This is a genomic window from Pseudomonas sp. PDM02 (genome assembly GCF_014852285.1).
Lineage (GTDB): Bacteria > Pseudomonadota > Gammaproteobacteria > Pseudomonadales > Pseudomonadaceae > Aquipseudomonas > Aquipseudomonas migulae.
Genome location: NZ_JACVBL010000001.1, coordinates 133,405 through 151,947 on the forward strand (window position 1 = coordinate 133,405; position 18,543 = coordinate 151,947).

General features: G+C 60.2%; 17 protein-coding genes. All 17 read left to right on the forward strand.

Annotated elements, in window-relative coordinates; genetic code table 11:
* Positions 1-8: 8 nt before the first annotated feature.
* The 17 genes from rfbF to IB245_RS00630 all read left to right on the forward strand — a co-directional run bounded on the left by rfbF (position 9) and on the right by IB245_RS00630 (position 18,489).
* Positions 9-782 carry a glucose-1-phosphate cytidylyltransferase gene (gene rfbF / locus IB245_RS00550; RefSeq protein WP_008044636.1) on the forward strand — a complete coding sequence of 258 codons (774 nt, stop codon included), beginning with the start codon at positions 9-11 and terminating at the stop codon, positions 780-782.
* On the forward strand, positions 764-1,846 hold the full coding sequence (rfbG, locus tag IB245_RS00555; RefSeq protein WP_008044634.1) for a CDP-glucose 4,6-dehydratase: 1,083 nt from the start codon (positions 764-766) through the stop codon (positions 1,844-1,846). Before rfbF ends, rfbG begins: the two co-directional genes overlap by 19 nt.
* Positions 1,843-2,403, forward strand: coding sequence for a dTDP-4-dehydrorhamnose 3,5-epimerase family protein (locus tag IB245_RS00560; protein ID WP_192226012.1), 561 nt, complete (start codon positions 1,843-1,845; stop codon positions 2,401-2,403). Before rfbG ends, IB245_RS00560 begins: the two co-directional genes overlap by 4 nt.
* Complete coding sequence (locus tag IB245_RS00565) at positions 2,400-3,626, forward strand: class I SAM-dependent methyltransferase (protein WP_192226014.1); 1,227 nt, start codon at positions 2,400-2,402, stop codon at positions 3,624-3,626. The genes IB245_RS00560 and IB245_RS00565 overlap by 4 nt, the downstream gene beginning before the upstream one ends.
* Entirely contained in the window at positions 3,623-4,744 is a 1,122-nt protein-coding gene (locus IB245_RS00570) for a DegT/DnrJ/EryC1/StrS family aminotransferase (protein ID WP_192226016.1), read from the forward strand. Before IB245_RS00565 ends, IB245_RS00570 begins: the two co-directional genes overlap by 4 nt.
* A complete protein-coding gene (locus IB245_RS00575; RefSeq protein ID WP_192226018.1) occupies positions 4,741-5,406 on the forward strand; it encodes an acetyltransferase in 666 nt (221 codons plus the stop codon). The genes IB245_RS00570 and IB245_RS00575 overlap by 4 nt, the downstream gene beginning before the upstream one ends.
* 31 nt (positions 5,407-5,437) lie before the next feature.
* Positions 5,438-6,166 (forward strand): cephalosporin hydroxylase family protein, encoded by a 729-nt coding sequence (locus IB245_RS00580; protein WP_192226020.1) that lies wholly within the window; start codon positions 5,438-5,440, stop codon positions 6,164-6,166.
* Between the two features lie 54 nt (positions 6,167-6,220).
* A complete protein-coding gene (locus IB245_RS00585; RefSeq protein ID WP_192226022.1) occupies positions 6,221-9,154 on the forward strand; it encodes a glycosyltransferase family 2 protein in 2,934 nt (977 codons plus the stop codon).
* Between the two features lie 30 nt (positions 9,155-9,184).
* A complete protein-coding gene (gene pseB / locus IB245_RS00590) occupies positions 9,185-10,186 on the forward strand; it encodes a UDP-N-acetylglucosamine 4,6-dehydratase (inverting) (protein WP_192226024.1) in 1,002 nt (333 codons plus the stop codon).
* Entirely contained in the window at positions 10,183-11,346 is a 1,164-nt protein-coding gene (gene pseC / locus IB245_RS00595) for a UDP-4-amino-4,6-dideoxy-N-acetyl-beta-L-altrosamine transaminase (protein WP_008044617.1), read from the forward strand. Before pseB ends, pseC begins: the two co-directional genes overlap by 4 nt.
* 4 nt (positions 11,347-11,350) lie before the next feature.
* Positions 11,351-12,046, forward strand: a complete 696-nt coding sequence (gene pseF, locus IB245_RS00600; protein ID WP_192226026.1) for a pseudaminic acid cytidylyltransferase — start codon at positions 11,351-11,353, stop codon at positions 12,044-12,046.
* Complete coding sequence (gene pseG, locus IB245_RS00605) at positions 12,043-13,548, forward strand: UDP-2,4-diacetamido-2,4,6-trideoxy-beta-L-altropyranose hydrolase (protein ID WP_192226028.1); 1,506 nt, start codon at positions 12,043-12,045, stop codon at positions 13,546-13,548. Before pseF ends, pseG begins: the two co-directional genes overlap by 4 nt.
* Complete coding sequence (gene pseI, locus IB245_RS00610; protein WP_192226030.1) at positions 13,541-14,593, forward strand: pseudaminic acid synthase; 1,053 nt, start codon at positions 13,541-13,543, stop codon at positions 14,591-14,593. The genes pseG and pseI overlap by 8 nt, the downstream gene beginning before the upstream one ends.
* A gap of 228 nt (positions 14,594-14,821) precedes the next feature.
* Positions 14,822-15,748, forward strand: a complete 927-nt coding sequence (locus IB245_RS00615) for a ketoacyl-ACP synthase III (RefSeq protein WP_008035244.1) — start codon at positions 14,822-14,824, stop codon at positions 15,746-15,748.
* Positions 15,749-15,834: 86 nt separating this feature from the next.
* The gene (locus IB245_RS00620) at positions 15,835-17,127 is read left to right on the forward strand and encodes a motility associated factor glycosyltransferase family protein (RefSeq protein ID WP_192226032.1); all 1,293 of its coding nucleotides are present in this window, start codon (positions 15,835-15,837) and stop codon (positions 17,125-17,127) included.
* Positions 17,124-17,399: a hypothetical protein gene (locus tag IB245_RS00625; RefSeq protein WP_192226034.1), complete on the forward strand. Its 276-nt coding sequence runs from the start codon at positions 17,124-17,126 to the stop codon at positions 17,397-17,399. The genes IB245_RS00620 and IB245_RS00625 overlap by 4 nt, the downstream gene beginning before the upstream one ends.
* 244 nt (positions 17,400-17,643) lie before the next feature.
* Positions 17,644-18,489 (forward strand): flagellin domain-containing protein, encoded by an 846-nt coding sequence (locus IB245_RS00630; protein WP_008044606.1) that lies wholly within the window; start codon positions 17,644-17,646, stop codon positions 18,487-18,489.
* The last annotated feature ends 54 nt before the right edge of the window (positions 18,490-18,543 follow it).

Below are 18,543 nucleotides of genomic sequence, written 5' to 3' on the forward strand. Positions count from 1 at the left end.
GGGAGACGATGAAGGCAGTTATTTTGGCGGGCGGCCTGGGCACGCGCATCAGTGAGGAGTCGCACCTCAAACCCAAGCCGATGATTGAAATCGGCGGCAAGCCAATTCTCTGGCACATCATGAAGCAGTACTCCGCTCACGGGATCCATGACTTCGTGATTTGCCTGGGCTACAAGGGCTACGCGATCAAGGACTTCTTCGCCAACTACTTCCTGCACACCTCTGACGTCACGTTCGACATGTGCAACAACCGCATGGACGTTCACCAGAACTACAGCGAGCCATGGCGCGTCACGCTCATCGATACCGGTGAAGACACCATGACTGGCGGGCGCTTGCGTCGGGCCAGCCGCTACCTGGAAAACGAAGACGCGTTCTGCTTCACCTACGGCGACGGCGTGTCCGATTTGAACATCGGTGCCCTGGTGGACTTCCACCTGTCCCACGGCAAGCTCGCCACGGTCACGGCGGTTCAGCCGCCCGGTCGTTACGGCGCACTGGAACGCGACGGTCACCTGGTCCGCGGTTTTACTGAAAAGCCGCGCGGTGACGGAGGCTGGATCAATGGTGGCTTCTTTGTGCTGTCGCCCAAGGTCCTGCCGCTGATTACCGCCGACGAGACGGTTTGGGAATCCGAGCCTTTGGTCGGCCTGGCCAGCAGCGGTCAACTGGCTGCCTACCAGCACGATGGTTTCTGGCACCCGATGGACACCCTGCGCGATAAAAACCATCTGGAGCATTTGTGGCAGAGCGGGGAGGCCCCATGGAAGCAATGGGACTGAGCCCGGAATTCTGGCGCGGCAAGCGGGTTCTGCTGACCGGCCACACCGGTTTCAAAGGCAGTTGGCTGACGTTGTGGCTGCAAAGCCTCGGCGCGAAAGTCAGCGGGTTTTCCCTCGATCCGTCCACCGAGCCGAGCCTGTTCGAACTGGCGCGTGTCCACGAAGGCATCAACGATCAGCGCGGCGACCTGCGTGATCTGGGAGCCCTGCTTGAACTGATCGCCGACACCCAACCGGAAATCGTCCTGCACCTGGCGGCCCAGCCGCTGGTGCGCGAGGGTTATCGCGATCCGCTGGGGACTTACTCCAGCAACGTCATGGGCACCCTGAACCTGCTTGAAGCGATCCGTCAGGTCGGCGGCGTGCGCGCCTGCGTGCTGGTGACCACCGACAAGGTCTACGCCAATCAGGAATGGTTGTGGCCATACCGTGAAAACGAAGCCCTCGGCGGCCACGATCCTTACAGCAGCAGCAAAGCTTGCTGCGAGTTGCTGGCGCAGTCGTATGCGGCATCGTTTTTCCCGGCCGAGAAGTATGCCGAACACGGTCTGGCCCTGGCCACGGCCCGAGCCGGCAACGTGTTGGGCGGCGGTGATTTTGCCCCTGAACGTTTGATTCCCGATGTCCTGAAAGCCTGGTCCGCCGACGAGCCGGTAACCCTGCGCTACCCGCAAGCCGTCCGCCCGTGGCAACACGCGCTGGAGCCGCTGGCCGGTTATCTGCAGCTGGCCGCCGCTCTTTACGAGCGAGGTCCCGAGTTCGCCGGTGCGTGGAACTTCGGCCCGAGCGAAGCGGACATGTGCAGCGTCGGCGAAGTGGTCGAGCTGCTCGCCAACCGCTGGCCACAAGCGCGCGGATTGCGTATCGAACCGAGTGAACTGCATGAAGCAGGCCTGTTGCGCCTGGACAGCAGCCGCGCCCGCCAACTGTTGGCCTGGCAGCCGCGCTGGTCGCTGCAACAATGCCTGACCCAGACCCTCGACTGGCATCTGGCCTGGCAAAACGGCGACGACATGCGTGGCATCACGTTGGGTCAGTTGAACCTGTACCGAGGCGCGCTGTGAGCGAGTTTTCGTTGAAGGCGCTGCCGCTGACGGGCTTGTTCAGCGTGCAGCACAAACGCTTCGAAGATGATCGCGGGCACTTCGCCCGGTTGTTCTGCGAGGGCAGCCTGAGCGCCTTCGGCCAAGCGTTTTCCATTCGCCAGATCAACCATTCCTGCACCCGCGCACGCGCGAGTGTGCGTGGCCTGCATTACCAGAATGCCAACGCGCCGGAAGCCAAGCTGATCACCTGCCTGCGCGGTGAAGTCTGGGATGTGGCGGTGGATTTGCGGCCCGACTCCGCAACGTTCCTGCACTGGCACGCCGAACACCTGCGGGCCGGTGACGGTCGCAGCCTGCTCATTCCTGCCGGTTTTGCCCATGGCTTCCAGACCCTGACCGACGACGCCGAATTGCTTTACCTGCACAGCGCCGACTACGCGCCGGAGCATGAAGGCGGCTTGTCGGTGAACGATCCACGGCTGGCGATTGCCTGGCCGTTGCCTGTCAATAATCTGTCAGCCAGGGACGCCAGCCATCCCTTGCTCGATGAACGTTTCGCTGGAGTGCGTCTATGAACTGCCGTGGTTGCGGTACTCCTTTGGCCCTGCCGCTGATCGACCTCGGCACCTCGCCGCCGTCGAACGCCTACGTTCGTGCCGATCAGCTGGAACAGGCTGAACAGTGGGTGCCACTCAAGGTTGCGGTGTGTCAGCAGTGCTGGTTGGTGCAAACCGAGGATTACACCAGCGCCGACAGTCTGTTCGACGCTGAGTATGCGTATTTCAGTTCGTTCTCCAGCACCTGGCTGGCGCATGCCGATCGCTACGTCGCCGAGATGGTCGAGCGCTTCGGCCTGACCGCTGACAGCCGTGTGGTGGAAATCGCTGCCAACGACGGTTACCTGTTGCAGTACGTCGCCGGTCGCGGCATTCCTTGCCTGGGCGTTGAGCCAACCCGCAGCACTGCGCAAGCGGCGCGGGAAAAAGGCCTGGAGATCCGCGAGTTGTTCTTCGGCCGTCACACCGCTGCGCAATTGGTCAGCGAAGGCTGGTCCGCGGACCTGATGGCTGCCAACAACGTGTTGGCCCACGTGCCGGACATCAATGACTTCCTCGGCGGCTTTGCGACCTTGCTCAAGCCGACCGGCGTGGCGACGTTCGAGTTTCCGCAACTGCTGACGCTGATGGCCGGGCAACAGTTCGACACGCTGTATCACGAGCACTATTCCTACCTGTCCCTGACCGCCGTGCAGACATTGTGCGAACGCAACGGCCTGGAAGTGTTCGACGTCAGTCAGCTGTCGACCCACGGCGGTTCGCTGCGGGTTTTCGTCCAGCGTGCCGATGGCGTTCGTCGTGACGTGCAGCCTGCGGTTGCTCAGCAACTGCAAGCCGAAATCACCGCCGGTGTGAAAACCCCCGAGTACTACGCGACCCTCGCGCCAGCCGCCGAGGGCATCAAGCACCAATTGCTGCGCTTCTTGTTGCAGGCGAAAGCCGATGGCAAACGTGTGGTCGGTTACGGCGCCGCCGCCAAGGGCAACACGTTGCTCAACTACGCCGGGGTCAAGCCTGATCTGTTGGCCTGGGTCGCCGACGCCAATCCGCACAAACAGGGCAAGTTCTTGCCTGGCAGCCGGATTCCGGTGGTGTCGCCCGAGCGTATCGCCCTCGAACAACCCGACTACATCCTGGTTCTGCCATGGAACCTGTTGCCTGAAATCACCCAGCAATTCGCCTCGGTCAAAGAGTGGGGCGCACAGTTTGTCGTTGCCGTTCCGGAGTTGAGTATTCAATGAGCAGAATTCACTACACCAAACCGAGTGTCGGCGAACTGGAAGCCCGGTATGCCCTGGATGCCGTGCAGAACGGTTGGGGCGCGCGTTGCTACGAATACCTGACGCGTTTCGAGCACGGGTTTGCCGAGCACCTTGGTGCGACCTATGCCATCGCGACGTCGAGCTGCACCGGCGCGCTGCACATGGGGATGGCTGCACTGGACATCGGCGCGGGTGATGAAGTGATCTTGGGCAACACCAACTGGATCGCTTCGGCGGCACCGATTACCTATCTGGGCGCTACGCCGGTGTTTGTCGATGTTCTGCCGGATAGCTGGTGCCTGGATCCGGAGCTCGTCAGGCAGGCAATTACCCCGAAGACCAAAGCTATTCTCGCGGTCCATCTTTACGGCAATCTGTGCGACATGGACGCATTGCTGGCGATCGGTCGCGAACACGGTATCCCGGTCATCGAAGACGCCGCCGAAGCCATCGGCTCGCAGTGGCGCGGCAAGGCTGCCGGCTCGATGGGGGCGTTCGGTGCGTTTTCATTCCATGGCACCAAAACCATGACCACCGGCGAGGGCGGCATTTTCGTCACCTTGGATAAAGCCCTGTATGAGCGCGTCCTGACGTTGTCCAACCATGGTCGTGTCGCGGGCAGCACCAAACAATTCTGGCCAGAGTTCATTGGCTTCAAATACAAGATGAGCAACTTGCAGGCGGCCGTCGGCTGCGCTCAGGTCGAGCGGATCGAAGAGCTGATCGAACGCAAGCGGACGATATTCGCCAATTACGCCCGCGCGCTGTCATCGCTGCCGGGGGTTTCGCTGAACCCAGAACCTGCCCATGCCCGCAACGGTTACTGGATGCCCACGGTGGTATTCGATGCCGGGACCGGGATCCATCGCGACGAGATGATCGCCGCGTTCCAGGCCGCCGATATCGACGCCCGCGTGTTCTTCTGGCCACTGTCTTCGTTGCCCATGTTCAGCGAACACGTGGTCGATACGCCGGTTTCGTTTGCCTTGCCGGAGCGTGCGTTCAACCTGCCGAGTTATCACGACATGACTGACGCCGATCAGGCACGGGTGGTGGATGTGGTGCGTACACTGCTGGCAAAAAGGCAATCACTGTGAAGATGTACTTGCTGGGCGCGGCCAACCCGGAAGCGGTGCGCATGCTGCACGCGGTGAAGCGCAGCACACCGAATGTCGAGTTTGCGTTTCTGGACAATGACCCGAACAAACACGGGACACCGTTTTTTGGTGTTCCGGTCATTGGCGGTTCGGCGTTGGTCAGTGAGCTCAAGGGGCCGGACGTACGTTTCGTCAACCTGATCACCGGCAGCACCCGACTGCGCTACGAGACCACTCGCCAACTGGTCGAGGCCGGTGCAACGCTGGGCCAGTTCATCCACCCCGGCATTGACCTGACCATGATTCGCATGGGGCAGGGCAGTTATCTGCAGGAAGGCGTAATCATGCAGGCCGAGGTGACGCTGGGCGACAACACCAGCATCAGCGCCGGCAGCGTGGTGGGGCATGAAGGGCAAATCGGCCACTCGGTGTTCATGGCGCCCGGCGTATGCATCGCTGGTTGCGTGGAGATCGGCGACGGCACGTTCATCGGCACCAACGCCACCATTCTTCCGCGCTTGCGTATCGGACGCTGGGTGACCATCGGCGCCGGCGCCGTCGTCACCAAAGATGTCCCGGATTATTCAGTCGTGGCGGGCAATCCCGCCAGGATCATCAAGACCAACGTGGTGCCTTACCCCGACGGTAAGGTCTTCAACTAACCCGTTTGCCTATTTTTTTTGGAGCGTTTCAATGAATCCCCATGAGCAGTTTCGCGAAGAAGTAAAAGACAACATCGAAGGCCTGAAGAAGGACAAGGCGCTGCAAGCCGAGTCGCTGGGCTGGGTCGGCACCACGGCCAAACACAAGTACACCTACAACTTCAGCTGGATGGGCCGGCCGATCATTCAGTTCCCGCAGGACATGGTCGCCATGCAGGAAATCATCTGGAACCTGCGTCCGGACGTGATCGTTGAAACCGGCATCGCCCACGGCGGTTCGCTGGTGTTTTACGCCTCGATCCTGGAACTGATGGGCCATGGCGAAGTGCTGGGTGTCGACATCGATATCCGCCAGCACAACCGCGAAGCGATCGAAGCTCACCCGATGAGCAAACGCATCCAGATGATCCAGGGTTCGAGCATCGACACGGCCATCGTCGACCAGGTGCGCGAGCGCATCCAGGGCAAGAAAGTGCTGGTGGTCCTGGACTCCAATCACACCCACGAACACGTGCTCGAAGAGCTGCGCCTGTATGCACCGATGGTCTCGGTGGGCAGCTATTGCGTGGTCATGGACACCGTGGTCGAAGACATGCCGGAAGATGCGTTCCCGGACCGTCCATGGGGCAAGGGTGACAACCCGAAAACTGCGGTCTGGGCCTACCTGGAAGAGAACCGCGATTTCGAGATCGACCAGGCCATTCACAGCAAGCTGCTGATCACTGTCGCGCCGGATGGCTACCTGCGCCGAGTACGTTAAGCGACACCTCTATTCAAGCGTTAATCAGGCAATCGGTCTGTGGTGGGGAAGGATATGCAAGGCATTTACGGTTCTGAAAACATGCAGCCCTTGAGTGAACTGTTCACTCTGGTGCTGATTACACACAATCGCCCGACGTTCCTGCGCAGGGCATTGCAGTACTACAGCACGTTGCCTTGCAAGATCCTGGTTCTCGATTCGTCGGCCATCGCGCTCGAGGGCGCGGCGACGGTTGCGGACACCATCGACTATCGGCATTTGCCGCAATTCGGCTACTGGGGAATCCAGGCCAAACTGGTGTACGGCGTCGAGCAGGTCACCACGCCTTACATGGTCTTCGCTTCCGACGATGATTTCCTGATGCATGGTGGCCTCACCGAGTCGGTGAACTTCCTCGAAGCCAACCCCGACTACGGTCTGTGCCATGGCTATTGCCTGATGTACCTGACCCACTCCAACTATGTGCAGTACTACCTTCGTGACAAGAAAGTAAACGAGGACTACAACGCCGAGCTCGGTCAGGATCGTGTACTCGATTACGTGAGCCAGTACATTCCGCCGTTCTATGCGGTCCATCGGACTTCGCTGCTGCGTGACTGGTATGCCGCGATGCCTGAAGGAACGATCTTCCAGTGGCAGGAGATCGGGCATGTCTACTACATGCTCGCCCGGGCCAAGGCGCGGATTCTTCCAATTCCTTACGTGGTGCGTGAGGTCAACTATGGCCGCTCGGATCACAACACCGAGATCATGACGACCCTGGCCCTCAAGGACGCCCGGTCTGTCGCCGACCGTGAGCGTTTTGCCGGCTTCCTGGCATCGCTGCCGACCGGCATCAAAGGTCTGGATGAACACCAGACCGCGCAGGTCGCGCTGCAAAGTTTTGCCGCCCTCGCCGAGAGCCTGACGAAACGCAACGCGCTGACCATCGAGCCGATTTTCGAGTCTTACTGGACGGATCCGACGATAGGGCCGAAGCGGGTCTTCGGCCCTCAGCAATACGTTGAAATGCCGTTCTATAACAGTGCCTTCTTCGACCAACTGACGCAGTGCGAATTCCTGCTTCATTCGATGCCGGCGGGGCGCTTGCAACTCGAAGAAATGGAAGGCGCGTTGCTCAAGCAGGAAGCGTTGCAGCGCACCTATTCCAATGACACTCCGGCGACCATCCAGACCCGTCTGATTGAAGCCGTTGGCCTGGGAGCGTTCAACCGTCGGGTGATGCAGAAACTGGCGCAGCAGCTGTTGGATATGGATGAAGCCGCTGATGCCCGGATACTGACCGACTGGGTTGAGCGTCTGGACAGCGTGCCAACCTTCGACAGCCGTCAGTTGCTCGACACAATGCCGTCGGGACGTTTGCAAAACTGGCTGCAGGCCCGGCAACCGAACGACACCGCGGTGCGCAAAATCAACCAGCACCTGGCGGCCAACGAAGGGGGCCCTCAGTTCGGCATTCTGTTGCTCGATCTGGACGCAGACATGGACAAGCTTCAGGTCACTCTGGACAGCCTCATGGAAAGTGCGTTCCGGGCGTTCAAGGTGGTGATCTTCACCACGGGCGACTTGCCGGCAGTCACCACGGCACAAAACACCCTGCATTTCGTCAAGGTCACGGCGGCCAATTACGTCGACAAGCTGAACCAGATCGCTCGTCAGTCGACTTCGGACTGGTTGCTGCTGGCCGAGGCGGGTGACGAGTTCACCACTGCCGGCTTCTTGCGTGCCAGCCTCGAGTTGCAAGACGCCGAGGGTTGCCGTGCGGTGGCGATGGACGAAATTCATCGCCAGGAGAATGGCACGCTGGTCGATGTGTTCCGGCCAGCCTTCAACCTCGACCTGTTGCAGAGCCTGCCGTCACTCATCGCACGGCACTGGCTGATTCGCCGCGAAGCGCTGGTGGAAGTCGGCGGTTTTGCCCGCGAGTTCGCCTCGGCGCTCGAGTTCGACCTGCTGCTGCGCCTGATCGAAACCGGTGGCCTGGCCGGCCTTGCCCATTTGGCCGAGCCGTTGCTGATCACCGCCGCTCCTGAGCCGACAGCCAACGAGCACGAGCGTCAGACGTTGGTCCGTCATCTGGTGACCCGCGGTTATCAAGCCCAGGTCAGTGCCGAAGCATCGGCTGGTTTGCGTATCGAATACCGCCATGCGGGGCGTCCGAAGGTATCGGTCATCATCCACAGCCAGGACAACCTGGAGCACTTGCAGCGCTGCCTGGTCAGTGTCTTGCAGCGCACGCGCTATCAAAACAACGAAGTTATCATTGCCGATAACCACAGCCAGTCCGCCGAGCTTCACACCTGGCTGGACAGCCTGGAACGAAACGGACGGGGCCGGATTCGTCTGGTCAAGGCTGAACAGCGTCTCAGCACGTCGGCCCTGATCAACCTCGCAGCCGGCGAGGCTCAAGGCGAATACCTGGTGCTGCTGGCGGCGGACGCCGAAGTGGTCAACGCCAACTGGATCGAGGCGCTACTCAATCAGGCCCAGCGTCCCGAAGTCGGCGTGGTCGGTGCCAAACTAGTGGACCGCGAAGGCAGCGTGACCGGTGCCGGGTTGATTCTGGGGCTCAACGGCGGGATTGCTTCGCCCTTCATCGGTGAGAAGAAGGACGCGTCGGGCTACATGCGCAGACTGCTCGTCGAGCAGAATTACGCGGCCGTCAGCGGTGCATGCCTGATGATTCGCAAGGAAGTATTCGACGCGCTCGGTGGTCTGGATCGGGAGCATTTCGATGACGTGTACGCCGATGTCGATCTGTGCCTGAAAGTCGCCGATGCCGGGTTGCTCACGGTGTGGACGCCGCAAGTGCAAGTTACCCAACCAGGCACCTTGCCGGACGCTCCCCAGGCAGTGGCGGCCCTGCGCGACAAGTGGCAGGCGCGTTTCGCGTACGACGAGGCTTACAACAACAACCTGGCCTTGACCGGCACGGGCTTTGCCCTGAGTGAACCGGCCCCGGTGAACTGGGCGCAGTTGCTCGCATAAGCCTGACTGACAGGTACAAGGACTCAAGGCATGTTCAACGGTAAATCGATTTTCATCTCTGGCGGCACCGGCTCGTTCGGGCGCAATTTCATCCGCCGGCTGCTGGAGCAATATCAGCCGAAGCGGGTGGTGGTGTTCTCGCGCGATGAGCTCAAACAGTACGAGATGCAGCAGACGTTCAACGCGCCGTGCATGCGTTACTTCCTCGGTGATGTGCGCGATGCTGATCGTCTGCGCCAGGCCATGCGTGGCATCGATTACGTGGTGCATGCCGCGGCACTCAAACAAGTGCCGGCGGCGGAGTACAACCCGACCGAATGCATCCGCACCAACGTCAACGGCGCGGAAAATATCATTGCCGCGGCCATCGACAACGGCGTGAAAAAAGTCGTCGCACTGTCCACCGACAAGGCTGCCAGCCCGATCAACCTGTACGGCGCGACCAAGCTGCTGTCGGACAAATTGTTCGTCGCCGCGAACAATATCGCCGGCGACCAGAACACCCGTTTTTCGGTGGTCCGTTACGGCAACGTTGCCGGTTCGCGTGGCTCGGTGGTGCCGTTTTTCAGCAAGCTGATCGCCGAGGGCGCCACGGAGCTGCCGATCACCGATGAGCGCATGACGCGTTTCTGGATCACCCTCGATCACGGTGTGCAGTTTGTGCTCGACAGCTTCGCCCGCATGCACGGTGGTGAAGTGTTTGTGCCCAAGATCCCGTCGATTCGTATCGTCGATCTGGCACTGGGCATGGCTGAACATTTACCGCACAAGAACGTCGGCATTCGTCCGGGAGAAAAACTCCATGAGTTGATGGTGCCGCTGGACGACGCGCGGATGACCCTGGAGTTTGCTGATCACTACACCATTCAACCCTCGATTCGTTTCACCAGCGTCGACGTGGATTTTGCCGTCGACAAACTGGGCGAGCAGGGCCGGCCTGTCAGAGAAGACTTCGAGTACCGGTCCGACACCAATCCGCACTACCTGTCGGTTGGCCAGATCGCTGAACTGCACGCGAAACTGCCGGCATGATTCCCTACGGTCGGCAGAGCCTCGATCAGGCAGATATCGATGCGGTGGTCGCCGTGCTGCAGTCGGACTGGCTCACTCAAGGGCCGACCATCGAACGCTTCGAACAGGCATTGGCGCAACGTTGCCAGGCTGATTTCGCCGTGGCGGTGTGCAATGCCACGGCGGCGTTGCACATTGCCTGCCTCGCGGCCGGACTCGGCCCGGGTGATCGGCTATGGACTACGCCGAATACGTTTCTGGCTTCGGCCAACTGTGGTCGCTATTGCGGCGCCGAGGTGGATTTTGTCGACATCGATCCACTGACGTGGAATCTCGACGCTTACGCACTGGCATCGAAGCTTGAGGCCGCCGAGCGCGCTGGCACGCTGCCGAAGGTGCTGGTGGCCGTAGCGTTTTCCGGGCAGAGCTGCGACATGCGCATGATCGCCGGGCTGGCCGAACGTTATGGTTTTACGGTGATCGAGGACGCGTCCCACGCGGTCGGTGCTTCCTATGCCGGACGCCCGGTGGGCTGCGGCGAATTTGCGGCGATGACGGTGTTCAGTTTTCACCCGGTGAAAATCATCACCAGCGCCGAAGGGGGCATGGTGTTGACCAACCGCCCTGAACTGGCCGAGCGCTTGCAGCGTCTGCGCAGCCACGGCATGACCCGCGATCCGCAACAGATGACCGAAGCCAGTCACGGCCCCTGGTACTACCAGCAGGTGGAGCTGGGCTTCAATTACCGGATCACCGATCTGCAGGCGGCACTCGGTCTGTCGCAGCTGGACAAGCTCGATGGCTTCATTGCGCGCCGCCGTGAACTGGCGGCGCGTTATGAGCGGTCGCTGGCGTACTTGCCGCTGACCTTGCCCGGCGCGCAGCCGGAGGCCGAATCGGCGTGGCATCTGTACGTGGTGCGGTTGCACACCGACCGGATCAACCTCAGTCATCGCCAGGTGTTCGAAGGCTTGCGAGCGGCCGGGGTCGGTGTGAACCTGCACTACATACCGGTGCATTTGCAGCCGTACTATCGCGACCTGGGGTTTGCCGAAGGTGACTTCCCGCAGGCCGAACGTTATTACGCCGAGGCCATCAGCCTGCCGATGTTTCCTTTGCTGAGCGATGAGCAGCAGGACTATGTGGTGGCGCAACTGCGGCGCCTGGTTCTTGAGGAGTAGTGTTGTGAGCAGCGTTGCGATCATTCCGGCCCGCGGCGGCAGCAAGCGAATCCCGCGCAAGAACCTCAAGCCGTTCGACGGCGTGCCGATGATCGTTCGTTCGATTCGCACGGCGCTGGAGTCGCAACTGTTCGACCAGGTGATCGTCAGCACCGACGATGAAGAAATCGCCGAGGTCGCGCGTGATCACGGGGCTCAGGTGCCGTTCTTGCGTCCTGCGTCGTTGGCCGACGACTTCACCGGCACCGCCGCGGTGATCGTTCATGCCTTGAATCAATTACCAGCGTTCGACTATGCCTGCTGCATCTACGCAACCGCACCGCTGTTGCAGGTAGGGTTTCTGCGTCAGGGACTTGAACTGCTGGAGCAGCATCCGGAAAAATCCTTCGCGTTTTCCGTGACCGATTTCGGCTTTCCCGTGCAGCGCGCCTTGACCCTCGACGAGCAGGGCGCGCTGACATCGTTGTACCCGGAATTCCGCAATACGCGGTCGCAGGATCTGCCCGCAGCCTTTCAGGACGCCGGCCAGTTCTACTGGGGGCGCAGCGAGGCCTGGTTGCGCGGCGACGTGTTGTTTTCCCCGGTAAGCCTGCCGGTGATCCTGCCGCGGCATCTGGTGCAGGACATCGACACCCTCGAAGACTGGACACGCGCCGAATACTTGTACGCTGCGCTGAAGGCTGGTGGTGAGTTGCAATGAGAGTGCTGATTCGCTCCGACGCGTCGCCCACCATTGGCAGCGGGCACATCGCTCGTTTGTTGCCGCTGGCCAGGGTTTTGCGCAAACAGGGCTCGCATGTTGCTTTTGCATGCCGCCAACTGCCGGGGCATCGGCTGGACATGCTGGCAGCCGAAGGTTTCGAAACCTTTGCGCTGCCCGATCGTTATCCCGACGAAGACCCGCAACAAGCCATCGAATCCATGCTGCCGTGGCAGGCGGACATCGACGCGCTGGCGTACGCCTTGGAAAACCATCCGGCATTCGACTGGATCATCGTCGACCACTATGGGCTCGACCATCACTGGCAGACGGCGGCCCGGCGCTGGGCGCCACGGATCGCCGCGGTGGACGACCTCGCCACTCGCCAGTACGCCGTCGACCTGCTGCTCAACCAGAACCTGTCGGGTACACCAGAGGCTTATGGTTCGCTGCTTGAGCCCGGTTGCCAGACGTTGTTCGGCCCGCGATTCGCGATGCTGCGCGATGAGTTCTGCTGCCCGGCAATTGCGATCAAGCCCCAGGTAAAACGGGTGCTGGTCAATTTCGGCGGTTTCGATGCAGCGATGCAGACTTATCACGCGATGTTGGCGATGGCCGATTTCCATGCGCTGGAAGTTGATTTCGTGGCCGGTGCCGATAACCCGGCATGGGACAAGATGATGGCCATGGCGGCGAGTCATCCCAACTGGCGCTTGCACAGTTTTGTCAGCGACTTCTTCCGCTTGATGATCGAGGCCGACCTGTTCGTCGGCGCCGGTGGGGGAACCAGTTGGGAGCGGGCGGCCCTGGGGTTGCCGACGATTTGCATTGCGGTCTCGAATAATCAGCAGGCCAACGGCGAGGTCATGGCGGCCTCGGGTGCCCATGTGTACCTGGGCGCCCGTGAGCAGGTGAGCGTCGAACAATTGCGGCAGGCCATCGGTTTTGTCGCGGGCAATCCTGGGATACGCCAGAGTCTGGCCGAGCATTCGCGACAGCTGGTGGATGGTCGGGGCGCACAGCGGGTGGCGGCCGCCCTGGCCGGCGCGGTGTTGCTGATCCGCCCGGCGACCACCGACGATGCGCAGCTTCTGTTCGACGGGCGTAATGCCGAAGCGGTACGTCGCTGGTCGCGGGAGACCGGGCTGATCGAATGGTCGTCGCATCAAAACTGGCTGGCCGCCAGTTTGAACAATACACAGCGTCTGCTGTTGATCGCCGAGGCGGATGACGGCCCGGTGGGCGTGTTGCGTTATGACTTGAGCGAATTTGAAGCTGAAGTCTCGATTTATCTGTTTGAAGATCGCATCGGCCTGGGCTGGGGCAGGGCGCTGCTGGCTCGGGGCGAGGCCTTCGTGACCACCCATTGGCCGCAACTGCGGACTATCACCGCTCAAGTGGTGCCAGAGAACCAGTCGTCGCTGAAGGTATTTCGCGAAGCCGGTTTCACTCAGAGTGCTTGCGTGTTCACGCGCGAATTGAAGGATCACTGCAATGACTAGCTTCAAAATTGGCGACCGCTTGATCGGGGCCGATGCGCCGCCGTTCATCATCGCCGAGATGAGTGGCAACCATAACCAGTCACTGGATATGGCCCTGCAAATCGTCGATGCCGCGGCCAAGGCGGGTGCGCATGCCTTGAAGCTGCAAACCTATACAGCCGACACCATGACCCTGGACCTGTCCGAGGGCGAGTTCTTCATCAAGGACCCGAACAGTCTGTGGGTCGGATCGTCCCTGTACGCGCTCTACGAAAAAGCGCATACGCCGTGGGAGTGGCACGCGCCGATTTTCGCCCGCGCCAAGGCGCTGGGGATGCTCGCGTTTTCCACGCCGTTTGATGACACCGCAGTGGACTTCCTCGAAAGTCTCGACGTGCCGGCCTACAAGATCGCCAGTTTCGAGAATACGGACCTGCCGTTGATTCGTCGGGTCGCTGCGACCGGCAAGCCATTGATTATTTCTACCGGCATGGCCAGCATCGCTGAACTCGACGAAACCGTACGTGCCGCCCGCGAAGCCGGTTGCAAGGATCTGGTGTTGCTCAAGTGCACCAGCACCTACCCGGCGACGCCCGCCAACAGCAACGTGCGGACGATTCCTCATTTGCGCGAATTGTTTGGCTGTGAAGTCGGGCTGTCTGACCACTCGATGGGCGTCGGTGTGTCTGTGGCCGCGGTGGCTCTCGGGGCGACGGTGGTGGAAAAGCACTTCACCCTCGACCGCAGTGCCGGTGGCGTGGACGCGAGTTTTTCGCTGGAGCCGGCGGAGCTCGCCAGCCTGGTGATAGAAACCGAACGCGCGTGGCAGGCCATGGGGCATGTGCATTACGGTGTGACGGACGCCGAGCGCAAGTCTCTGATGTACCGCCGCTCGCTCTACGTGACTCAGGACATGGCTGCCGGCGAGCCCTTTTCTGTCGCTAATCTGCGAGCCATTCGTCCGGGGCTGGGGTTGGCTCCAAAACACGCGGAAACCCTTCTGGGCCGCCGTGCCCGTAAGGCTATCCCGCGCGGAACGCCGCTGGACTGGTCGTTGGTCGAATAACCCCTTATGGTGCCGATTCGGCAAAATAGAGTGACCTGCGAGTCATAACGCGCATCTTCACTGTATTGTATTAATCGGGAAGGTGGCGCCTGGCCTGTTTTTGGCCCAGTGATAGCCTTTTATTCTTCCCGCTGTCGCCTCAATGAGGCGGCGTTTTTCTCCGTTTGTCGGCGCCCCTCGAATCATTACGAGCGGTGGTATTGGGCTGTTTATTATTGGGAAGCCGTAATGATTGGCATAAAAAGCATTGCGAGCTACGTTCCTGTAGCCGGCGTGGACAATTACGCACAAGGTGCAAAATTCGAAAAGGATGAAGAATTCATCCTGGGCAAGATCGGTTCGGCCTTCCTGCCGCGCAAAGACGCTGGTCAGGAAACCTCGGACCTGTGTGTCGAAGCAGCCAATGCGCTGTTCGCCAACAATCCGGACTTGAAACGTGAAGACATCGACGTACTGATCGTCGTCACGCAGAACGGCGACGAAGAAGGCCTGCCGCACACCGCCGCCATCGTTCAGGACAAACTGGGCCTGCCGACCACCGTCGCCGCGTTCGATATTTCCCTGGGCTGCTCGGGCTACGTCTACGGCATCTACGCCATCAAGGGCTTCATGGAAGCCGCAGGCTTGAAGAATGGCCTGCTGATCACCGCAGATCCGTACTCGAAGATCGTCGACCCGGAAGACCGCAACACCACCATGCTGTTTGGCGATGCCGCCACTGCAACCTGGATGGGCGAAAACGCACCATGGCAACTGGGCAAGGCCAAGTTCGGCACCGACGGTTCCGGTGCGCCGCACCTGAAGGTGACCGACGGGGTGTTCTTCATGAACGGCCGTCAGGTGTTCAACTTCGCGCTGCTGAAAGTCCCGGCGCACTTGCACGAACTGCTGACCGATTCGCAGCTGACCGCTGACGATATCGATGCGTTCTGCATTCACCAGGGCAGTGCCGCGATTGTCGACGCTGTGGCTCGACGCTTCGAAGGCGAGCCGGAGAAGTTCATCAAGGACATGGTCGAGACCGGCAACACCGTTTCGTCGAGCATCCCGCTGCTGCTGGAGAAACACGTACTGGACTCCACCTGGAAACGTGTGGCGTTGAGCGGTTTCGGCGTTGGTTTGTCATGGGGCTCGGCGATTATCTATCGCCCTTGATCCTTCAAAAGCCAGGCATAAAAATAGCGTTCAAGGTGTAACCTTGAGCGCTATTTTTTTTTTGCCCGAATGAAAAGCGAGGCTCCATGAGCGAGTTGTTTGAGCGCAACGGCGAGTTGATTCAGCGGCGTTGGCCCAAGGTCTGGCATCGACTGTCGGTGGAGAACAGCACCGAGTTGCGCGCTGATCTGGTGGACGGCCAGGGCTCGACATTGAGCATCAATGGCATTCAGTTGACCAGTCGCCATGACCGCACTCGCGAAGCGTTGATTCAGGCCGGCAGCCTGCCCGTCGACAGTCCGGTGGTGCATGTCTATGGCACCGGGCTGGGGGATTTGCAGCTGCAATTGCTGGAGCGAACCGGGCTTGAACGGTTGTACGTGCACATTCTGAACGGCGCGGTGTTTTCCCTGGTGCTGCAACTGCTCGATCAACAGTCGTGGCTCGCCGATTCACGAGTGGTGCTGCTGTACGCCGGCGATCTGGCGGAAATCCAGTTGCCGTACTTCGCGCTGCCTTCGGAGCTGGTGCTGGCGGACGACTACAACGCCAAGATCCGCGACCGGCTGATCAGCGAAACCCATTTGACCTTCAACAATCGCGAATTCAATGCCGACAATCCGGAGATTGCCGAGCGTTTGCAGGCGAGTGTCGAGCGTGTTCGCGCCGATGCCGATGCTGCGGAGCTGTTTGCCACCTGTTCCGGCAGGGAAGTGTTTGTCATTGCCACCGGACCCAGCCTGGAACAGCACTTCGACACGCTGCGCGCGGTACGCGAACAGGCGCAGCGGCCGTTGTTCATTTGCGTCGATACGGCCTACCGACCGCTTATCGAGCATGGGATCAAGCCGGATGTGGTGGTCACGATTGATCAGCGTATCTCGACGCGACATTTGCCGTGCGATGCCACGCGCGATATCACGCTGGTCTACATGCCCATGGTTGATCCAGAGGTCTTGGGAGGCTGGCAGGGCAAGCGTTACGTGGCCTATTCCGCCAGCCCTGTCTATAGGGACATACGCGAGCAGTTGCCCAAGGCCCAACTGTTTGTCGGTGGCAGTGTGATTCACCCGGCGGTGGACCTGGCGGTACACATGGGGGCCAGCCAGATCACGCTGTTCGGCGCCGATTTTGCTTTTCCGAACAATAAGACCCACGCCGGCTGGAATGACGGTGACCTTGGGCCGAACGTGGGCGCCGCCCGGCACTGGGTGCTCGATGGCCACGGTCAGCGAGTCAAGACGCAGCTCAATTTCCGCAGTTACTTGTGCGAGCTGGAACGGTACATCGCCGGGCATCCTCAGATGGCTTTCTATAACAGCAGTCGGGCAGGGGCGATGATCGTCGGCACGACGTTTCATCCGGAGCTCACGCGATGACTGAATCCTCCCTGATTGCCCAAGCGCTGCAGTGTTCTGTTTTGTTCCGTCTGGGGCGAGATGTCGAAGCGGCGCTGCTCATGGTCCAGATTTGCAGTGATGTGCAATCCGCAATGGGGCACGAGACTGTCGAGGTCCAATCCCGCTGGACGGCGTTGCTCACCGACATGCAGGCCTGTCAGGAGGCGCAGGACTGGTTGGCGCTGGCCGATTATCTTGATTATGAGTTGCCCCAATTGCTGGAAGCGACCACGGCCGGTCAAGGCTTTTGACAATGTGCCGGTACAGGCGAGTCCTCGCTGTCCCGTTACCGGCATTTCCCTGACGTCACTTTTTTGGATTGGCTTGCCGCCAAGCCCTTGTTTTATGGGGGGTGGCAGTGTGATGGCAAATTTTTTTCAAAATGGCCTAAAGCAACCTGCATTCGCGACGATAACTATTACGAAGGTTCTCTAGGCCATACCCGGCGGTTGCCAGGGCCGGAAGCCGCAGTACCCAACCAACGAGGAATTCGTCATGGCTTTGACAGTAAACACCAACACTACGTCGCTGAACGTTCAGAAGAACCTGAACCGTGCTTCCGACGCGCTTTCGACTTCGATGACTCGCCTGTCTTCCGGCCTGAAAATCAACAGCGCCAAAGACGACGCCGCCGGCCTGCAAATCGCTAACCGTATGACCTCGCAGATCCGTGGTCAGACCATGGCTATCAAAAACGCCAACGACGGTGTTTCGATCGCTCAGACCGCTGAAGGCGCTCTGCAAGAGTCGACCAACATTCTGCAACGTATGCGTGAAATTGCACTGCAATCGCGAAACGACTCCAACGGCACTGCTGACCGTACCGCTCTGGACAAAGAATACCAACAGTCGGTTGCAGAACTGACCCGTATTGCTCAGTCCACCAACCTGAACGGCAAAGCGCTGATCGACGGTACTGCTGGCGCAATGGAATTCCAGGTAGGTTCGAACACTACTTCCGACAACCAGATCACTCTGACCCTGTCGACCAGCTTCGACGCCAGCGCCCTGGGCATGACCGGTACTACCATCTCCGGTACTTCCAACTCGGGTAACCACAACTCTGTATTGTCCGCGATCTCGGCCATCAACATTGCCCTGGACAAAATCAACTCCACTCGTGCTGACCTCGGTGCTGCTCAGAACCGTTTCTCCACCACGATCTCCAACCTGCAGAACATCAACGAAAACGCCAGTGCTGCACTGAGCCGCGTACAAGATACCGACTTCGCTGCTGAAACTGCACAGCTGACCAAGCAAAACACCCTGCAACAAGCTTCCACTTCGGTTCTGGCCCAGGCCAACCAACTGCCATCCGCTGTACTGAAACTGCTTCAGTAATAGCTGGGTAAGTTTTGGCGGGGGAGTGCGCACGCGCGCTCTCTCGCTTTTTCA